The 17,543-nt window shown below is 67.1% G+C and carries 16 protein-coding genes and 1 pseudogene; 13 read left to right on the top strand and 4 right to left on the bottom strand.

All coding sequences use genetic code 11. From position 1 onward, the window contains the following. Positions 1 to 156: 156 nt before the first annotated feature. Complete coding sequence (locus KUTG_RS60275) at positions 157 to 597, bottom strand: hypothetical protein (RefSeq protein ID WP_232241395.1); 441 nt, start codon at positions 595 to 597, stop codon at positions 157 to 159. Between the two features lie 677 nt (positions 598 to 1,274). Next, entirely contained in the window at positions 1,275 to 1,727 is a 453-nt protein-coding gene (locus KUTG_RS60280) for a hypothetical protein (RefSeq protein ID WP_157495444.1), read from the bottom strand. 1,294 nt (positions 1,728 to 3,021) lie between these two features. Between KUTG_RS60280 and KUTG_RS66940 the strand changes: the two genes are divergently transcribed. From KUTG_RS66940 to KUTG_RS55145, 5 genes are all read left to right on the top strand, one after another. Further along, positions 3,022 to 3,429 (top strand): RNA polymerase-binding protein RbpA, encoded by a 408-nt coding sequence (locus KUTG_RS66940; RefSeq protein WP_369794691.1) that lies wholly within the window; start codon positions 3,022 to 3,024, stop codon positions 3,427 to 3,429. A 247-nt stretch (positions 3,430 to 3,676) separates the two neighbouring features. After that, entirely contained in the window at positions 3,677 to 5,122 is a 1,446-nt protein-coding gene (locus KUTG_RS62800; protein WP_198047678.1) for a hypothetical protein, read from the top strand. A gap of 62 nt (positions 5,123 to 5,184) precedes the next feature. After that, complete coding sequence (locus KUTG_RS62805) at positions 5,185 to 5,688, top strand: hypothetical protein (protein ID WP_198047679.1); 504 nt, start codon at positions 5,185 to 5,187, stop codon at positions 5,686 to 5,688. Then, on the top strand, positions 5,685 to 6,287 hold the full coding sequence (locus KUTG_RS55140; protein ID WP_157495447.1) for a hypothetical protein: 603 nt from the start codon (positions 5,685 to 5,687) through the stop codon (positions 6,285 to 6,287). The genes KUTG_RS62805 and KUTG_RS55140 overlap by 4 nt, the downstream gene beginning before the upstream one ends. Next, positions 6,266 to 6,451, top strand: a complete 186-nt coding sequence (locus KUTG_RS55145) for a hypothetical protein (RefSeq protein WP_052396467.1) — start codon at positions 6,266 to 6,268, stop codon at positions 6,449 to 6,451. The genes KUTG_RS55140 and KUTG_RS55145 overlap by 22 nt, the downstream gene beginning before the upstream one ends. Before the next feature lie 282 nt (positions 6,452 to 6,733). On the opposite strand, the gene KUTG_RS55150 is transcribed toward KUTG_RS55145, so the two are convergent. Next, positions 6,734 to 7,651 carry a winged helix-turn-helix transcriptional regulator gene (locus KUTG_RS55150; protein WP_157495448.1) on the bottom strand — a complete coding sequence of 306 codons (918 nt, stop codon included), beginning with the start codon at positions 7,649 to 7,651 and terminating at the stop codon, positions 6,734 to 6,736. A gap of 318 nt (positions 7,652 to 7,969) precedes the next feature. On the opposite strand from KUTG_RS55150, the gene KUTG_RS55155 reads away from it, so the two are divergent. The 8 genes and pseudogenes from KUTG_RS55155 to KUTG_RS52045 all read left to right on the top strand — a co-directional run bounded on the left by KUTG_RS55155 (position 7,970) and on the right by KUTG_RS52045 (position 16,154). Continuing rightward, positions 7,970 to 8,884 (top strand): hypothetical protein, encoded by a 915-nt coding sequence (locus KUTG_RS55155; RefSeq protein ID WP_157495449.1) that lies wholly within the window; start codon positions 7,970 to 7,972, stop codon positions 8,882 to 8,884. Positions 8,885 to 8,955: 71 nt separating this feature from the next. Beyond that, positions 8,956 to 10,581: an IS1634 family transposase gene (locus KUTG_RS52015; RefSeq protein ID WP_232241396.1), complete on the top strand. Its 1,626-nt coding sequence runs from the start codon at positions 8,956 to 8,958 to the stop codon at positions 10,579 to 10,581. A gap of 239 nt (positions 10,582 to 10,820) precedes the next feature. Then, positions 10,821 to 13,148, top strand: a complete 2,328-nt coding sequence (locus tag KUTG_RS52020; protein WP_043727590.1) for a hypothetical protein — start codon at positions 10,821 to 10,823, stop codon at positions 13,146 to 13,148. Then, entirely contained in the window at positions 13,145 to 13,813 is a 669-nt protein-coding gene (locus tag KUTG_RS52025) for a hypothetical protein (protein WP_043727592.1), read from the top strand. Before KUTG_RS52020 ends, KUTG_RS52025 begins: the two co-directional genes overlap by 4 nt. A 729-nt stretch (positions 13,814 to 14,542) precedes the next feature. Then, positions 14,543 to 14,794, top strand: a complete 252-nt coding sequence (locus KUTG_RS60290) for a hypothetical protein (RefSeq protein ID WP_157495451.1) — start codon at positions 14,543 to 14,545, stop codon at positions 14,792 to 14,794. Between the two features lie 189 nt (positions 14,795 to 14,983). After that, positions 14,984 to 15,187, top strand: coding sequence for a hypothetical protein (locus tag KUTG_RS52035; protein WP_043727596.1), 204 nt, complete (start codon positions 14,984 to 14,986; stop codon positions 15,185 to 15,187). Positions 15,188 to 15,436: 249 nt separating this feature from the next. Beyond that, positions 15,437 to 15,574, top strand: a pseudogene (locus KUTG_RS66945) (PHP domain-containing protein); the annotation flags it as partial. A 109-nt stretch (positions 15,575 to 15,683) separates the two neighbouring features. Continuing rightward, positions 15,684 to 16,154, top strand: coding sequence for a hypothetical protein (locus tag KUTG_RS52045; protein WP_157495452.1), 471 nt, complete (start codon positions 15,684 to 15,686; stop codon positions 16,152 to 16,154). A 347-nt stretch (positions 16,155 to 16,501) separates the two neighbouring features. Here KUTG_RS52045 and KUTG_RS52050 read toward each other — a convergent pair whose 3' ends face one another. Then, positions 16,502 to 17,539, bottom strand: a complete 1,038-nt coding sequence (locus tag KUTG_RS52050; RefSeq protein WP_052396470.1) for an MFS transporter — start codon at positions 17,537 to 17,539, stop codon at positions 16,502 to 16,504. Positions 17,540 to 17,543: the final 4 nt, after the last annotated feature.

Here is a 17,543-nt window from a genome sequence, read left to right on the forward strand (position 1 = left end):
CGGCAGTCGCAACCTGTCGAAGTGTCCGGCCTTGAGTGTCGCGGCGCGAGGTGCGACATCCTGGTACGGTTCCCGCACCTCACGCGCGACGTTCGAACGCCGGCCATGCCTGCCGACTGGTACATAGACGGAAACGGCGGGTCTATCCGTCCATTCTCACCAGCAGGTGTTCTCGTCGTGGCCGAGATATTGGGTGTAGATCCACACGCCCCACCCATTCGCGGTGTAGTCGTTGATCATTGCCCACTGGCCGTCGTCGCTGTATTCGAGGAAATAAATGTTGTCACCCGCGTTTGCATGGGCCTTGATCTCGCCCCACGGAGTCGAACGGAGGTTCACCCCGTAACCGTCGATGAACCACCATTCCTGTTGACAGCCGCCCGCAACGCCCTGAGGCTTGGCTTTGGCGGTCTGCGACGTTCCCATGTCGCGGGTTGCGGGCTGGACGGCCTCGATCTCCCTGCCGTCATGACGTGGCATGACCTGCGTGTGGGCGTTCACGCCGTCCCGCTGCTGGGCCTGTGCGGCACCAGCGAGCCCGCCGACCAGTCCGACCACAAGTGCCGCGGCAGCCATCCCGCGAACTAGCGCTCGCATATAGAAATCTCCCTACGCGATTGAGATGAACACTACGAAATGAATGTCCCGCCAGAAATGACCGGAAGACGCCGTGGTACAGATCTCCTTTCGGTGAGTTCTACGGACACTCATTCGCAGGGATGCCTTCGGTCACGTACGTCCTGATAGTCCACCCCCGACGTTACCGTCGGAGTAGTCGACCAGCTCTTTCCGGTAGCTGCCGTCAGGCTCGGTGGCGTAGTCGATGGTATTCGAAACGAGGTCTGTGTGGTTGGCCGTTCCGATGACGGTTCTCCACGGGGTTCGGAGAATGTTCACACCATCCGCGACGGCCTGAGTTCGCGTGTTATCCGCCGCCCGTGCGGCTGCGTTTGGTTTCGCTGCCGCGCCAGGCGGGACGACGACCCCATCGTGACGGGGCCTGCGCTTCGCTAGTCAGTCCGCCTATTAGGCCGACGGAAAAAAAGCATGGCAGTGGCTGCGCATGTTGCTCGCAAGATCCAGGATCCTTCCATTCGCACTGAGCAGTGTTTTCGGGCATACGAAGTAAGCTCGACCTGCACGAGCGGGAAGGCTCATTTCGAATTAGTAGACGGTTGCCGGCTGGCCTCACCGCACCGGGTTTGACGGTGAGGCCAGCCGAATCGGTCACGTGGAGCGAGGGGATTTAGACACGCGACCGAGCCTGTAGGTTGTTAGTTCCGCCCTTTTGGTCCGAAATGCTGCGTCGCCGCGCGGTCGGGATCGAGGCGATGAGCGGTGCATCCGAGGTCGCGGCCACACGTCGACGACAGTCCCGGCGTGTACTCCCACCAGGTATGCGTACTGCGACCGACGATCTGGCGACGAGGCCGTGGCATGGTTGTCGGAATCGGCATCAACAGCGCCAAATCCGGCATAGCCTGCCACATTCGTTGAACAAATGTAGACCGTGCAGGTTGCGGGCCGAGCGCCTGCCAGACCGTCGCGGTGCACGTCGTCAAGTTGCGTGCCAGCGCAAGCCAGCCATATCTGCCCACTGCACCGGCGACACCCGCCCCGTGCACCGATAGCACCACGCCACGGTCGTCGAGCTCGATCTCGACGTGCACGATCAACTCGAGGCCAAGTTCGGCGAGTTCGTCGCGTGCGGCCCAGATCCGGTCCAAGTCCGGGTACCCCAGCTCGTCTCGACCCCATCGGACTCCATCGCCCTCAAGCTGCTGCAGCGCAAGGGAAAGATGGGCGCACTCCACGCTAGCCGCTCCTGTACCGCGAGGCGGCTGGAGGTGACGATCAACCAGGTCCCAGAGCTTCGCTGGCTCCAGCACCTGCCGGACATCCGGGGCGAGCGGCGATCCACAATCAGGTGCCTGTCGGCGCCACTGAACGAGAGCGCCTATGCCGACCATGCTGCGCTTCATGCCGACCCCCTCGGCTGTAGCCAATACGTCGCTTGTTACGCGACGTAGCTGAACGTCTGCCTTCTACCTGCGTTGACCGGTGAACTAGGTCTACAGCGTCACTCTCGGTCAAACTAGCCAATTGGCAAGTTTTCACTCGTTCGGCGCATCATCGGCGAGGGATCATCGTGGATGTGCCTTGGCTATCGACAACCTGCGACTCCACACTGCATGCCGCGCTTCACGCGAGGGTGGCGGCTGAGAAACAGCGCGAACTCCAGTGGTGGAACGCCCAACTGGAGGAGGTACTCCGCCTTGACTCATCCTGGGAGCGAACCCTGGCGCGCGCAGCCATCGAGGCCGAACGGCTACGCAGGCGGGAATCAGGGGAGGTGCTGGCGACCAAGGACGCGCTGCTACGCCACTTCCTGACACAAGTGTTGGCGGACAACGGATGGGATCGCAGGTACGTTCCCGTACCAAAGGGAGCAGCCAGTGTCCCTGGCAGACGCTGGGGTGTAACCGCTGGTCGCACGGGCGATGGCAACGGCCGCCTGGGCTGCCACCTGCCGGTCAGGCTTTGGGAGCAAGTCCGCCGCGCCGCCTACTGGACGTCGTTGCCTCACGTGCGGGGACTTCAACGGTGGCAGGCGCAGTTCGGCGATGGACGATTTGGGCGACGTGCCCCATCAGAACTCGTTGTCCCGCGCGAGGTGAGGCAGGTATCGCTGTTTGTCGGGCCAACCAAGGCTGACATGGACCGCAGGCGTTACCTCCGGGCACAGGTCGTCACCACTGGCGACATCCTCCGTATCGCGGCGTCTCAGGCGACTATTGATCACAAGTCGTGACCCTGCGGGTCCCCCAGTGAGCTGGTCGCGTCCGGTGAGCTACCAGACTTTCGCCTAACGCCTTCCTGAAGACCTTCCAGGACACCGGGAAACTCGAGATGCAGTGACGTGAGCAGGCTCATGACCCGTTGTCGGTCACCGGCAGCCGCCGCCGACCTAACCTGCTCCTGCAGGCGCACCTGCAACGAGGTGTCCGCCGATCGAACGTCGTGCTCATCCCCGTTGTCAACCACTGCGTCTCCTTCTCGACCGGTCATGAGCAAGCTACCCCGTCCGCGCCGCCCTGCCACCTCGCCCACGCCAATCCGCCGCGAGCGAAGAGATGCCAGACTCGACCGCGTCACACCGTAGCCCGGTGGCGCCGCGGATGCCGGCCAGGCAAGGGCGACCACGAGTTCACCGTGCCGTTCAGCGCCGAAGGCGATGTCGAGACGCCCCGCGGCTGGGAATGCCGCCAACACGGTGTCCTCGGCACACCGCTCAATGGATATCGCGGCCCGGAGCCGGACGAGCGGAACCCGCCAAGTATGCACAGGCCGATGATCCAGGGGTGCCGCTCGATCGCCGAACTGGCGACGCTCCTGGATTTTCGACCAAGCGGGGTCGCAGACTGGTGAGGTCGCGTGTATTCGCCAGTTCACGACGGAGATGACGGTGCATGATCGCCGGGAGCGTATCGGCTCCAGGTCGTGCCGGCCTGGGCGGCGAGCCGGGTCGTGGTGATGCGATGGTAGCCGAGAGCGTCGGCGACGATCGGGGCGGGCATGTCCAGCAGGTGCTGTCGGATGGCGGCGCCGCGGCCGGCGACGGTGGGCACTCCGAGCTGACGGATCAGCGCTGCTGGTCAAGGTCAATGGGGTCCCCGTGGTGCGCAACTCGACGCAGACCGGCCTGATCAACATGCAACGGAATCCGGACATGGTTTGGGATTCGGCAGTCTGCCAGCCCTCCGCGTTGGCCGAGCAGGACAAGGTGGTGGGCGCCCAACTAGCGCAGATCGCGCGGACCGGCGTGGTTCCCTGGTTGCTGACCGGCACGGGCAACGAGTGGCACCAGCGATCCCTACTCGCGCGCCGGCTGTTCGTCACACGCGCGGATCTCGCGCCGCTGCTGGTGCTGTTGGCCGCGGTGACCGGCCGCAACAGCGAGACGCTCAAGGAGTTGCCCGCCGAGCATCGTGTTCTCGACGGCGTCGCGGTCGAGCTGCGGGCGGTCAAACGCCGTCGTGGGGCTGGGCACTGGACCGACACGCTGGTGTGGGAGATCGGGCCTGCGCACCGGCAGCTGCACACGCCGGGTGGGCTCTATCTGCTGCTGCACCGCCTCATGGCCCGCGGGCGAGCCCTCTGCTGCGCAACGAGTCTGTGGGCGGAGTGGCGCAACGGAGTGTCAGGGGCCGCGGCCACCGTGGCCGAGCATCGCGATCCCTTCGCCGCTAACCTGTCGACGGGGATACAGATCAGCGACTGGGCTGCCGGGCACGCCCTGCGCGCGGACCCGATTCGGGCCGACGCGCCGCCGACGCCACTGCGGGTGAAACTGGGCCGCATCCGTACCACCGTCGAGGTACGCCGTACCCGCGCGCTCGGCGGCCACCTGCCCTCGGCGGCCCGCTCCAACTCGATCAGCGTGCTGTTCGCCAGCTACCTGCGGGGCGACCCTACCGCCCAGGAATGGGCCGAGGACGTCGTCGGCCAGGCCGTGCTGGACGCAGAACAGGCCGCCCTGGCGGTGCACCGAACCGCGCTGGCCGAGACCGGACGCGCCAGCCTGCGCGTGCGGCACGATCCGGCGGCGACCGAGGCCGTCGACGGGGTGTGGACCGCATGCTCGGACCCGGAAACGCACCCGGGCACCGGAAAACCGTGCCGGCAAGTGTCCTTCCTGGACTGCTTCCACTGCGGGAATAGTGCGGCCGGTGCGGCATCACCAAGCGGATCGCCACCCGCTCGCGCGACGGGGACGCGATCTGCCACACCTGCACGCGACAGGATCCTCTCAACTTCCAGCGCTGCACCCGCTGCGGTCGGCAGGCGACGCCGGTGGTCAACAACTCCGAGGAGACCCTGTGCCCGCGCTGCTACCAGCCGCCGATGGCCACGTGCCCGGTCTGCGGCCGGCGCAAGCCCTGTTACCTCGCCGCCACGGACACGCCGCGCTGCGGGGCGTGCACGAGTCAGATGCGGGAACCGGAGACCTGTGTGCGGTGCGGCGCCGTGCGACTGGTGCAGACCCGCACCGCTGACGGCGGTGGGGTGTGCGGCAGTTGCAGCCAGCGCAGCGACACCTGCGCGCTGTGCGGGCAGATGAAACCGGTGCACGGACGCGCGCCGGAAGGCCCGTTGTGCCGGTCGTGCTTCGAGGTGCATCCCGTGTCGCTGCGGCACTGCAGCGAATGCGGCGCCTTTGAGCGGCTGTACCACCACGGGTTGTGCACCCGCTGCGCGTGCCTGCGGCTGCTGCGTGATCTGCTCAGCGACAGCTCCGGCGCGCTGCGCCCGGCCGTCGTCCCGATCGTGGACGCACTTGCGACGAGCGAGCCGTACAGCGTGCTGCTGTGGTTGCGCGGGGCACCGCCCCGCCGTGTGCTCACCGCGATCACCGCGACGGAAGGGCAGGTCACCCACGCACTGCTCGATGGCCTCGACCACCCACAGGCCGTCACCCGGCTGCGCGCCACGCTGGTCGCGCACCGGGTGCTGCCCGATCGCGACGAACACCTTGCCGCGATCGAACGATGGCTCGGTCCGTTTCTCGACGGGATCGACGACTGCGCCGAGCGCAAGATCGTGCGCAGCTTCGTCACTTGGCACCACCTGCGGCGGCTACGCCGAGGATTCCCCAGCGGCGCAGCACGTTTGAGCAAGCCGTGGTGATCAAACGCGAGGCGCGTGTCGCTGTGCGCCTGCTGGACTGGCTCCACACTCGCGGCCAGTCCCTGGCCAATTGCGGGCAGGGCGACATCGACCGGTGGCTCGCCGAAGGCACCAGCTACCACTACAGCGCCAGAAACTTCGCGCTGTGGTGCGTCCGGCGTGGACACGCGAACGACATCACGATTCCCATCTATGTCAAGGAAAACCTGCGTTCGGAGTTCATCGAGGCCGACGAACGCTGGACCCTGGCTCGTCGGCTACTGCACGACGACGCACTGAACATTGTCGACCGAGTTGCCGGCTTGCTCCTGCTGCTCTATGCCCAGCCGCTGGCCCGGATCGCCACCCTGACCCTCGACCAACTCACCCAGCGGATCACGGACCATCGTGTCCAACTTCGCCTGGGCAGCAAACCCCTCGCACTGCCCCCGCCGCTGGCCGCGCTGCTGCTGGACTTGGTCGACCGTCGCCACGGACGCGCTGTCGTGGGCCGCACGATCGAGCTGACCTGGCTGCTGCCCGGAGGCGCACCCGGCCACCCGATCAGCGCCCGGCAACTGATGCGCAGGTTGAGCGGTTGGGCATCCAAGCACGGCTGAGCCGCAACACTGCGCTGTTCGACCTGGCCGCCCAACTTCCCGCGACAGTGCTGTCCGACCTGCTCAACCTGCACATCGGGACCGCCACGGCCTGGAACGACATCGCCGGCAACACCCGCGCCGGCTACGCCGCCGAACTATCCCGGCGAACCGCCGACATCTGACCGTATGACGCGGGCCAGCCCCAACGACGCCAACGCCGACCGCCCGGACCAGCGACTCCGGCTCGCAGCATCTGGCTACTGCCCAGCGGGCACGCGCTATCGAACCCCTCAGGTCAGGCCGGACGCCTTGAGAAGCTTGACGACCGCCCCCAGTAGCGGGGCGCCGATGCCGTTCGAGCATCAGATGGCGCAGGCACGGGCCGCGTCAGCGGCCCTGATCATGGGCGAAGTGGCATAACACCGCGATATTTGTTCGCGCTCTCCCACGTCGAAGGGCCCGTGCTAGCCGGGGGTGCTTCCCAGATCCCCGCGGTCGGCCCCGGCAAGCAGTGTCTGGAGGTTCTCACCGCGCGGGGTCAGTTCGTACCCGGTGGGCGATTGGCTCACTACCCCGGCGTTGATCAGGTCCCATAGCCGCCAGTTCAGCACCTCGGGATTCGTACCCAGGGGCCCCGACTGAAGGTCGGTGAGGCTTCGTGGGCCAGCCATCAACTCGCTGACGATTGACCGCAGCCACGGATCCGAGACGATCGTCTGGGTATCGACCACGGCCGTCACTGGCGTGGTGCCCGGCAGGTCGGCCGACGGCGGCGCGGTCGACCCGGCGTTCGCGGCGCCGAACCAGGTCCGCACACCCGGCGTGGCCAGCAGCACGATGACGGCGGCGCACCCGATGACGGCGAGGGCCGAGGTCAGGTAGTCGACGTAGTAAGGCCAACTCGGCAGCAGGTCCCCGAACGCCGGCATGGCTCCCACGTGTTGGTACTGCGCGCCCAGACTCTGCTGCATGCTCTGGAACTCGGCGTCGACCTGATTCAGCGCGAGCTGAGTGGTCAGCGCGATCCCGGCCTGGGCGACGGCCAGCACGGCGAGCGTGCCCGCGGCCACGAGCGTGATCACCCGCGCTCGCGGGCGCGGCCGGTGGAGCGTGAGAGCCAGCGTGACCAGGCCGGCCGCGATGGCCGCCAGCACGACCACCACCGTGATGGTGGGCCCGATGGCGACCGACGGGAGCTGGGTGAACTGGACGTTGAAGCCGGATTTCGAGCCCAGCTCGCTCATCTGCTGCTCGAATCCGCTGAGCGTGTCGGCGATATCGCGGTAGCGCAGCACCTCGGCGACGGCGCTGCCGACCGCGACGCAGGCCAGCGCCAGCAGCACGATCATGACGGTCGAGACGGCGCGTGGCCTGCCCTGCATCCGTTCCCCCTCGAGGTAACACCGACCCTTGTGGATGGTGCGAACGGGGGAAAGGTACCGGCGTCGGCCACGCCGATGGGCGACTTCCGGCAGCTTCACCGGACTGGCTCAACCCGGATCGGACCACGCGGAAGGGCGGACCTCGCCGACGGCGCGGCAGGCTCCCTCGGCGAGGTGCTGCGCCGGCCGGCCGGCGCGGGGCCTGGGGGCTGGCGCGGCGGTGAGCCGTTCGTCCCAGTCGGGCCTGGCGTAGCCTCCCTGTCTTGAAAGAGTCGCACGATGGCTGCGCTGGTCTCGTCTGCGGGGTGAGGAGCGGTGATGGACGCGTACCAGGGGCTTAGCGACTGGGTGCACCGGATTGGCCTCAATCTTCTGGCACTGGACGAACTCGAGGGTGAGGACGGGTTTCATCCCGACTTCACTGGCGCGTCGCTTGAGGGGCTGGAGCTGGCGCTGCTGGCGCACGTGAGTGAGCCAGACGTCACCTATGATCCAGAGCATCGGCACCTGATCGACGGTGCGGCTGGTTACCTCGGCGAGGTGTTGCTCCGGCAGACCGGAGGCGCATGGGGTTGGCGCGGGGGCGAGCCGCTCATCCGCGCTGACAAAGCGCTCGCCCTGCCGCCGGCATTCCCGCTGCAAATCATCGCGCGGGCGATCCACGAGCAGACCGAGCACGAGTTCGCCGACGTGTACGCGGTGTGGAAGGCGGCCGTCACCCGACATCAGGTCGACAATCCCCAATGGACGCCGACGAAGACGCGCACGCCGGGCGTAGACCCCTTCGAGATGACCCCGGCGGACGCCGCCCATATCGCCGCGTGGGTCGCCGAGCGGCGGGGTGCGTTCTCGCAGTGGGCGCGCACCTACGGAGCCGACGTCGCGTGGGACTTTCAGCCCTCGTCGTTGGATGCGCTGGAGAACCTGCTCACACGCATCACGCCGACCACTGGTGACCTCCGAGACCCGGAGCACCGCGACTTCGTCGAGGGCGCTGTCTGGTATTTCGGGGAGGTGGTCCGCCGGGTCAGGGGCGGGACGTGGGGCTTCCGCACCCAGGACCCCGCAGCGCCGAACGCTTATGCCGGCGACCCCTACGTGCAACAGGCCGGCGAGGTTGACGAGTTCGTGATGCCAATCGTCATGCTCAGCGACTTCGTCCGAAATCGGGTAGCGGGCACGCTGCGCGAGGAGTACGAGCGCTGTGCGAGCGAGGGCACCGAAGTCGGCTAGCCCCGTCTTTCGCACATGAGGTTGGTTGGGGCCGGAACAGCGATTCGCCTTGATCATCTTATCGTGGTCGGATGCGGGAACGACGGGCTCGGCAGCCGATGGCCTATGGCGGGCCGAGCGTGGAGAAGGTGCTGGGTGCGTTGCCGGTAGTGGCCGATTTCTGCCAGCGGCTGGACCTGGCCGGGATCGTCGACCGGGCTTGCCCGATCCGGACGGATGTGGCGATCCTGACGCACGGGCAGGTGATCGAGGCACTGGTGGCGAACCGGTTGACCTCGCCGTCGCCGTTGTACCGGGTCCAGGACTGGGCGCGGGCCTGGGCGGTGCAGGAGACGCTCGGCATCGACCCGGCCGCGCTGGGCGACGACCGGATCGCCCGCGCCTTGGACGCGATCGCGCCGGAACTCGACAGGATCGTCGGATCGGCTGGGGCGCAAGCGATCGCCGCGTTCGGGGTGGAGGTGTCCCGGCTGCACTGGGACATGACGTCGGTCTCGCTGTTCGGCGCCTACGAGCAGGCCGAGGACCAGTTCGCGACCCCGAAGTTCGGGCATCCGAAGGATCGCCGTCCGGATCTGAAGCAGATCCAGGCCGGGCTGGCGGTGACCGGAGACGGCGGGATCCCACTCTGGCATCGCGCCTACGACGGCAACGCCGGTGAGGTGGCCCAGGTCGTGGGTGCGATGACCGCGTTGAAAGCCGTTGCCGGGCCGAGGAGTTTCCTGCTCGTGGGCGACTCCACACTCATCTCCTACGGCAATCTGCACGCGATGATCACGGCCGGGGTGGAGTTCATCGCCCCGGCGTCCAAGCTCTACGTCGGCGCCGCCGAGCTGGCCGGGCTCGACGTCGACGCGGCCGCCGCCGTGGACTACACCGCGGAACGCGACGCGGGCAAGCCCGCCGGTCGCACTGGCGTCTGGCGGGTGCTTGAGGACACGCTGACCGTGCCCGGCAAGAAGAAGACCGATCCCGCGCTGCGGTTGCGGCGGGTGTTCGTGCACTCCAGCGTGCGAGCCGCGGCCGCGGCCGCGGCACGGGCCAAGAAACTCGGCCGCGCCCGCGATGATCTGGAACGGCTGACTCGCGGCCTGGGCTCGCGGCACTACCCGACCGAGCAGGCCGTGACCGACCGGGTCACCGCCATCGCCCGCGACCGCCGGGTGAAAACCTGTCTGCGCAGCGAGACCGGCACCGACCCTGCCACCGGCAAACCCACCCTGACCTGGTGGTTCGACCAAGCCGCCCTGGACGCGGAAGCTGCTACCGACGGCTGGTACGCCCTGCTCACCAACCTGCCCGCCACCATCGACGCCGCGACAGTGCTGATCCGCTACAAGGGCCAGGAAGTGGTGGAACGCCGTTACAGCGCGTTCAAGGGCCCGCTGGCAGTGGCGCCGATGTTCCTCAAGACCAACCGGCGCATCGAAGCCCTGATCACTGTGATCTGCCTGGCATTGCTGATCTTTTGCCTGGTCGAGCGTTCCGTCCGCCGAGCCCTCGCCCCGGACACCACCATGGCCGGGTTGTATCCCGGCCAGAAGGCCAAGCCCACCGGCATGCTCATCTTCCAGACCCTGGCCGGGCTACGGCTGATCCCCGCTACCGACGGGCAACCCGCGACTATCCCGCAACCCGGCCCTGTCCAGGCCCGGCTACTCGACCTCCTTGCCGTCGACCCGACTAAACCACCATGATCAAGAAATCCCCGATTCCGGGACCATCTCACTCATCGCCATGTGCGAAAGACGGGGCTAGCGTCGTCGACGGGCCAACGCGTCGAATCCGCCGACAGCGCCCCCCGAACCGCGCTACCCTACGTGCGCATCAGTGTGGGTTGAGTCACAGTCCGGTGGAGGGGTGGCCATTGCCCGCGCCTCCGTCGAGGGGGCGGGCGCAAGCGCGTCCCCCCGTCGTAGGGGAGGCGATCGCGCCGATGACGGAGATCAGAGGGAAGCACTTCGGCCCGGCATTGGTGGTCGCGCTCGTCGTCACGCTGATCGGGGCACTGTTACCAGGTCCCGCGATCGCGGCGCCGCCCGGCTCACCGCCCGCGAAGTACGCGCTGGGCTTCGATCCGTCGGCACCGCCGCCGCTCGGCTTCGATCCATCGACGCCACCGCCGCCGGGGTTCGTCCCGGAGGAGTTCAAGTTCAAGGACGCGGACGGTCTATTCTCCCTGCCGGAGCCGCCGGACCCGAACAAGTCTCCCGACGAATGGCGGATCTATCAAAAGTACCTGCGAAGCCTCGCGGCGCCGAGAAATTACACGCCGGGTAGCGCCACGCATTTTTATGCGCGATGGAAAGTGTACCAAGCCCGCGGCGGGACCGACTCGTTTACGGACTACCGCATCGATTACGTGAGCGCAAGTCACGCACGAGAGCGGGGCAAAAAGGCGTTCGAGCCGTTCGTCCGCGAACAGGAGAAAGAACTGTTCTCCGGTGCCGGATGGCAGTCCGACAATCAGGTTGCCGGGACCGGAACAACCGCGAGGCCCGATGAGTACAACGAGAACGATCCCTACTTCTACGACTTCAAATCCAGCGCGGATCTGGGCACGGACAGCCAGCTCAACGATTATGTCAAGATCGCCCAGTTGAAGGGCAAGACCGGCGTATACCTCTTACAGAAACCGCCGTCGGACAAAGCGCTGAAGAAGATCGACAAGGCGAATCGGGCACTGCCGGAGAACAAGGGCGTCGCGCCCGGTGCGCCGTTGAAGCGGGTGGCGGTCATGGCCCGCTACTACCCGGCGCTCGCCGTCGGCGAACCGATCCCCGACGACAAGGACAAGAAGGGGAATCCCGTCCCGGATCGGCCGGACTGGAATCCGCCGCCAAGTGGCGGTGTCGGGAGCACGCCGGGCGGCAACCCGGTCACCGGTCCTACCGGAGGCGCCGGGGGTGCCCTCGCCGCGGCCGGGCAGCACAGCACCGACGGCGGACTGAACTCGGCCGTGGCCAGCTCTCCTGATTCAGCCGCCGACGCCGCACAGCTGGCCGCGACCGCTCAAGTCGTCGCCGCGGAGGACGCCGAAGAATTCGGCGACGACTACTCCCCGGACGAGGCCACCGCCGACGACCTGGGCGGCGTGGACTTCTCCACGCTCGACCTGCGCTACGTCTCCGACTCCTACCAGGGACACGCGGCTCAGTTCGCCTTCAAGGCGGACGCCACTCCCGAGGACCAGCCCTCCTACGGCGGCAAGCAGGCGGCGAAACTGGCCTCCGACTCGTTCTTCGTCTGGCTGGAGCTGCCGGTCGACGCGTTCACCGTCAACCTCAACCCGGACGAGCCCGAGCGGATCATCGACAGCCAGTTCGGCCGCACCGACGCCGGCCGCGTGCTGCTCCAGGCCGACCTGCAGATGAAGAAGACCACGGCCCAGCTAATCGACCCGGACACTCCGCTGGGCCGCCAGTATTGGGACAGCCTGCACGGCGGCGAGAAGAAGTGCCTGTCGTCCCGGTCGTGGATCGTGCCGGGCACGGCGACCGTGCACGACACCGGCAACGAGCTGTACATCCTGGACGCGCCGCTCACCGTCAAGACGGAGAGCGACTACCTGTCCTCGACCGGCGCCGGCGACACAACGTGCAGCAAGAACGCCGACTCCGAGTACAACCAGGAGATCTACCGCAGCACCATCCTGCCGCTGATCCAGAAGAAGGTGAACGAGGCGCCGGAGTACGCCGACCTGCGTCGGGTGTACTTCAGCCGGGTCGCCGCCCAGTGGTACCGCGACCGCAGCCGCACTAAGCACACCGCCTACTCGGACCTGATCGACAAGGGGGACGTCAGCCGCTGGGTCACCCAGCAGAACTGGACGCCGAAGGACACCTACGACCTGTACGTCAAGTCCTACAAGGAAGGCGAGTTCCACCGCACCTACACCACGACCCAGGGCAACACGGTGCTGACCGAGACCTACATCGTCGGTGGCGTCGACTTCAGTTCCATCAACGAGAACCACCTGGGCGGCGGCGCGTTCGCCGGGCAGGATCCCGGACTGCCGCAAACCGTGGCCAACGCGCAGATCGGCGCGGTGTCCGGCGACGGCGGCAAGGACGTCTGGCTGGGCGGGATGACGGCGGACCGTCCGATCACCGAGTTGGCCTTCAGCCCACCGATCCCGGCGACGTCCACCACAATTTTCTACGTCCTGGCCGGAGCGCCCGTCCTGGCCTGGCTCCTGGCCGGCGCGTGGATTCTCATCCGCCGCCGCCGCCGGTCGGCGGTGGCGATAGGCGGGGCGTCGTGACCATGCCCCCGGTGTCCCTCGCGCCCGCGCCACGCCGAGGCCCGCAGCCGGCCCTGGTCACCCTGGCCTGTTACCTGCTGGCCGGTGTCGCGGCGTTGCGGCTGGTGGCCGCGATAGCGGCGTTCTTCGCCGTCCCGGAGTTCGCCTGGCTCTACAGCCAGCAGTACGGCGACGACGAGCGCGGTCAGGTCGCGGCGATCGGCATCGTCGTCCTCGGGGTCTGTTCCCTGCTCGTCGCCGGCGTGTACCTCGTCCTGGCGCTGCTCGACGGCGCCGGGAAGAACTGGGCCCGCGTCCTCACCTGGATCACCGGCGTCCTCACCGTCATCGGAACCGTGATCGTGCTTGCGGTCGACATGGCCAGCGGCGTCGCCTGGTACCGGCAGCTGACGGTGATCATCGCCTGGGTGACGGTGGCGTTCGCAGTCGGGGCGCTCGTGTTGCTCGCGGTGCCGCCAGCCCATCGCTACTACCGATCACTCCGCCGCATCCCGCCACCGGCATGGCTGCCACCCCCGCCCGGGTACCGACCCCCATCCGGCTACGGTCCGCCGTGGTACGGCTCGCCACTGACACAGCAGCCAGGTCCGGGGTGGCAGGGCACCGCGCCGCCCGCAGTGCCACCGCCGCCGCCCGGCACCGACGTGCCACCCCCTGACAGCTGATAGCACGTCAGGCCAGATGCCATCTCAACAAGTTCTGATAGCCGGGATTACCAACAGGAACCTCCCCCGTCCGGGTTCCGGGCCGAGGTCGAGTCCGAGCAGGCCTTGCCCGCGGCGAACAGCTCCTGGCGATGGCCGACGCGCACGAGCACACTCGGCCCATCAACTCCGGATGGCAAACGAGGCAAAACATTTAGTAGCTACCCCCGGTGTTGCATGTAGAGATTTGCGTCGTTGTCAGTTGGGGATAGCCCGCAGAGTTACTTCGACATCCTCGCCCGCGTAAAGGACCAATAGTCAAGTTGCTAGATGACTCCTACACCTCTGCTGAAACACGGCTTCTGATCTGGTATCATATAGGGTGGCTGTTAAATCAAGTCGGAAAAGCCCGTTGGTCTGGGAGAGGAGTCCGCTCTGAGCCAATAGCGACTGGTTTTGCATCACACAAGCCCTCGCCTGGGTGGAACGGTACAGATGGTACTTGTGGTAGTTTCACCCCATCAATCAGATATAATTCTTATGGCTGTAGATGCGTCAACCGTTATAAATACCGTCGATATGAGTCGTTCCCGAGTGATGCCCAATCCAATAGGTTGAGCTAGGCGAAGCACCGGGGCCACAAGAGCACCGATACATGTATCGGTACCTATGACCTCTGACCGGAGAGGCCCCCACAACCTGAATCAACACTCTCCTGACTTATATTTATAGGTTGTATGGCCTTGAGGAATGATCGAGCAAGTTTTACCAGCTTCTTCGCATCCTGATCGCATTGCCAGAATTTTTACAGAGAGCCGACCGCTGGAATGCGGCAACGTCGCGCCCACCGCCGACAACATCGACGCACTCGGACACGAGCACGCCCGGCTCGCCGACGAACTCGCCGCCCGACCGAGCCTGCCGCCGCTGCTCGCGCACCGACTGCGCGCCCGCCACGGCCAGATCACCCACTTCCTCGACCGCCACAGGGAGACCCCGTGACCCGCCGGCCCAACCTGCCAGCCCTCGCCGACGTCATGACGGCGATCACGGAGCTGACCGACGCGGCCGGCAAGCCACCGACCGTCCTCGCGGTCGCTGCCCGCGTCGGCCTGGCCAACACCACGTTCCGCCGGCACTTCCCCGAGGTCGCCACGACTGTCCAGTCGGCGCCGGCAGGCGGCTGGAGCTGTGGGCGTCGAGGCCGAGATCACCCGGTTCGAGCGGCTCAAGTCCGACAACGACCGGCTGCGCCGCGACAACCACGAGCTGACCGAGCACCTCGCCCTCGCGGTCGCCGCCATCCAGCGGCTGTCCATCCAGAAGGAGCAGCTGCTGCGGCAACTGGAGGCGGCCGCGAGGGTGCCCAGCATTGACCCGAGCCGACGGCGGTGAGCAGCGTGGCGCAGATCGCGCCAACGGCCAGGCCGCGCGACGCCTCGAGTTGACGACGGCGTGCACATCGGCTGTACTCACCCGGTCGACCACGAAGTCGAATAACACCACCTGACTTGGGATTATTCGATCACCGGTCGATAGCTGAGCGCCTCGGCGAGACCCGGGGCTTCCCCGCACAGCATGCGTGCCCGGCCACCCCGGCGGGCATGAGCCCTGCTGTCCGGGAGCCGCACTATGCCCGAGCCGATGCCCTACGCGGAGTTGCACTGCCACTCCCATTTCAGCTTCCTGGACGGCGCGTCGTCGCCGGCCGAGCTGGTCGCCGAGGCGCATCGGCTCGGTCTGTCCGCGTTGGCGATCACCGATCACGACGGCCTGCACGGCGATGCCGCGTCCGCCGCCACCCGATCGGCCGGCCGACAGCGCAGATCCTGCTGGGCCAGCCTGCGGCACGCGGGCCAAACTCCCGGCACCATGCTGCCATGCTCATACGATGGAGACTGATCCCATGCTGCGGCTGCTCAAGCTGCTTTCGCTGGCGGCCTTCGTCGAGAACGGTGGCTGCGGGCTGCGGCCAACAGGTGGGGGCGGCGCACCCGAGCTGGACAACGACCTGGCGCTGACGGCCGCCGACATGTGCGCCTACTTCGCCGACGCCGTCGAACACGTGCGCAGCGACGGCGATGAGTTCGAGTACGTCGAGCTCGCCGACTTCACACTGAGGTTCGTCACCAACGTCGGCGTCGACTCCGCCGCCGAGCTCCTGCTCGGCGGCATCGTGGCCAGCTCGCTCGGCCTGCTCGCCGGGACCGACATCCGCGTGATCGGCCGCAAATGGATCGGCGAGACGATCGACGCCTGCTGGGCCGTCAAGATCGCCCCACCGATCCGCTCCGGCCGAAGCCTCGCCGGCAGGAGATCCACGTCGCTGATCGACTTCGAGGCCAGCGACCTGGAGCCGTAGGTCGCCCGGTAGCCGCATCGAGCTCGTGGCCGCCGAACGGGTCCAACGGTAACTCGACGACCCCTCGACAAACCCCCGAGCGGCGCCGGCGATGGGCCGGACGACCGTTAACCTGGCCGGTGTCGACCGAGTAAATGCCAAGGATTTGAGACTGATCATGGGTGACACGGCCGTGAGACAGCCGACGAAGCCCAGGTCAGCGAAGATCTACATGTCGTCGGCGGTGAGACCCTACATCTGTGTAGGATCTCGAATCCCGCTGCACTTTCCCGGCAAGAACTGCACCTGCGCCGCACCTGTGCAGCGGGACCGAGACTACGACGTCAAGGTGGAGCCAGGTTCGAACTTCACGCGGCCAGTCGCGCGATCGCGCAGAACACAGCCGCGACGGGAGCGACGACGAAAGCCCCGGTGGCGCCGTACTGATCGGCCTGCCAGCCGGCAACGAGCTGGCCTACGGCGGTGCCGACCGGCCCGCCCGCGCTCAGCATCGCGATCACCGTGCCGACGCGACCGACCGCCAACCGCTCAGCGGTCGCGAACAACGACACCATGTACGGCGCGATGGTTATCCCCCCGATGATCATCGCCAGTGGCAGCGGCAGCACCACCAGCCCGATCATGCCGATCACCAATGCGGCGGCAGAAAGCCTTCGGGACAGCCGCATCCAACCGTTGGCGACACCGCCGACGCAACTGCCCACGCCCAGCAGCCCGTAGAGCTGACCGGCACCGCCGTGCGCCGTGACGCCGGTTTGCACGGCCCCGAAGATCACTCCTACCGACACCATCGCAGCGACCAGAACCGCGATCGACAGCCACCGCACTGCGACCGCGCTACTCGCCGGCGTCGGCCGGCCGCGGTCGTACCGCAGCGCGAACGGCACCGCCGCCACCAGCAGCAGAACCAGCATCGCCGGCAGGCTGGCGATCATCGGTCCGACGATGAAGCCGATCTCATCCGCCGCCGCCTCGAAAGACAACGCCACCGGCAGCAGATCCGGCCTGTGCAGAGCCCAGTGCACGCGTACCAACGGTCCGACCTGCGGCTGTGTCAGCCCGACGAGCACCGCCACCAGCCCCGCCGGCCATCCGTGCGCCGGTGTACAGATCATGAACGCCGCCGCGCCGACATTGAGCACCGCCGCGACCACGCCGACGCGGCGCGGGCCATGACGGTCAGCGAGGCGGCCAGCGATCAGTCCGCCCACCGCGATCGCGATGCTCTGCGCAGCCGCTACCCCGCCCGCGTGGGCGAAGTTCATGCCGCCGGTCCGCAGCCAGAGCAGCGTCGCTAGCGACACCATCGCGTAGGGCAGCCGGGCGGCCAGGCCCAGCACGAGGAACAAGGGACCGGACGAGCGCGCGAGCTCGCGGTAGGACATGACG

Source organism: Kutzneria sp. 744 (assembly GCF_000568255.1).
Taxonomy (GTDB): Bacteria; Actinomycetota; Actinomycetes; order Mycobacteriales; family Pseudonocardiaceae; genus Kutzneria.

Coding starts and splice junctions, on each gene's coding strand:
- KUTG_RS60275 (WP_232241395.1), bottom strand. CDS start 597: ATGCGAGCGCTAGTTCGCGGGATGGCTGCCGCGGCACTTGTGGTCGGA.
- KUTG_RS55150 (WP_157495448.1), bottom strand. CDS start 7,651: ATGCAGGGCAGGCCACGCGCCGTCTCGACCGTCATGATCGTGCTGCTG.
- KUTG_RS55155 (WP_157495449.1), top strand. CDS start 7,970: ATGGACGCGTACCAGGGGCTTAGCGACTGGGTGCACCGGATTGGCCTC.
- KUTG_RS52015 (WP_232241396.1), top strand. CDS start 8,956: ATGCGGGAACGACGGGCTCGGCAGCCGATGGCCTATGGCGGGCCGAGC.
- KUTG_RS52020 (WP_043727590.1), top strand. CDS start 10,821: ATGACGGAGATCAGAGGGAAGCACTTCGGCCCGGCATTGGTGGTCGCG.
- KUTG_RS60290 (WP_157495451.1), top strand. CDS start 14,543: ATGATCGAGCAAGTTTTACCAGCTTCTTCGCATCCTGATCGCATTGCC.
- KUTG_RS52045 (WP_157495452.1), top strand. CDS start 15,684: ATGGAGACTGATCCCATGCTGCGGCTGCTCAAGCTGCTTTCGCTGGCG.
- KUTG_RS52050 (WP_052396470.1), bottom strand. CDS start 17,539: ATGTCCTACCGCGAGCTCGCGCGCTCGTCCGGTCCCTTGTTCCTCGTG.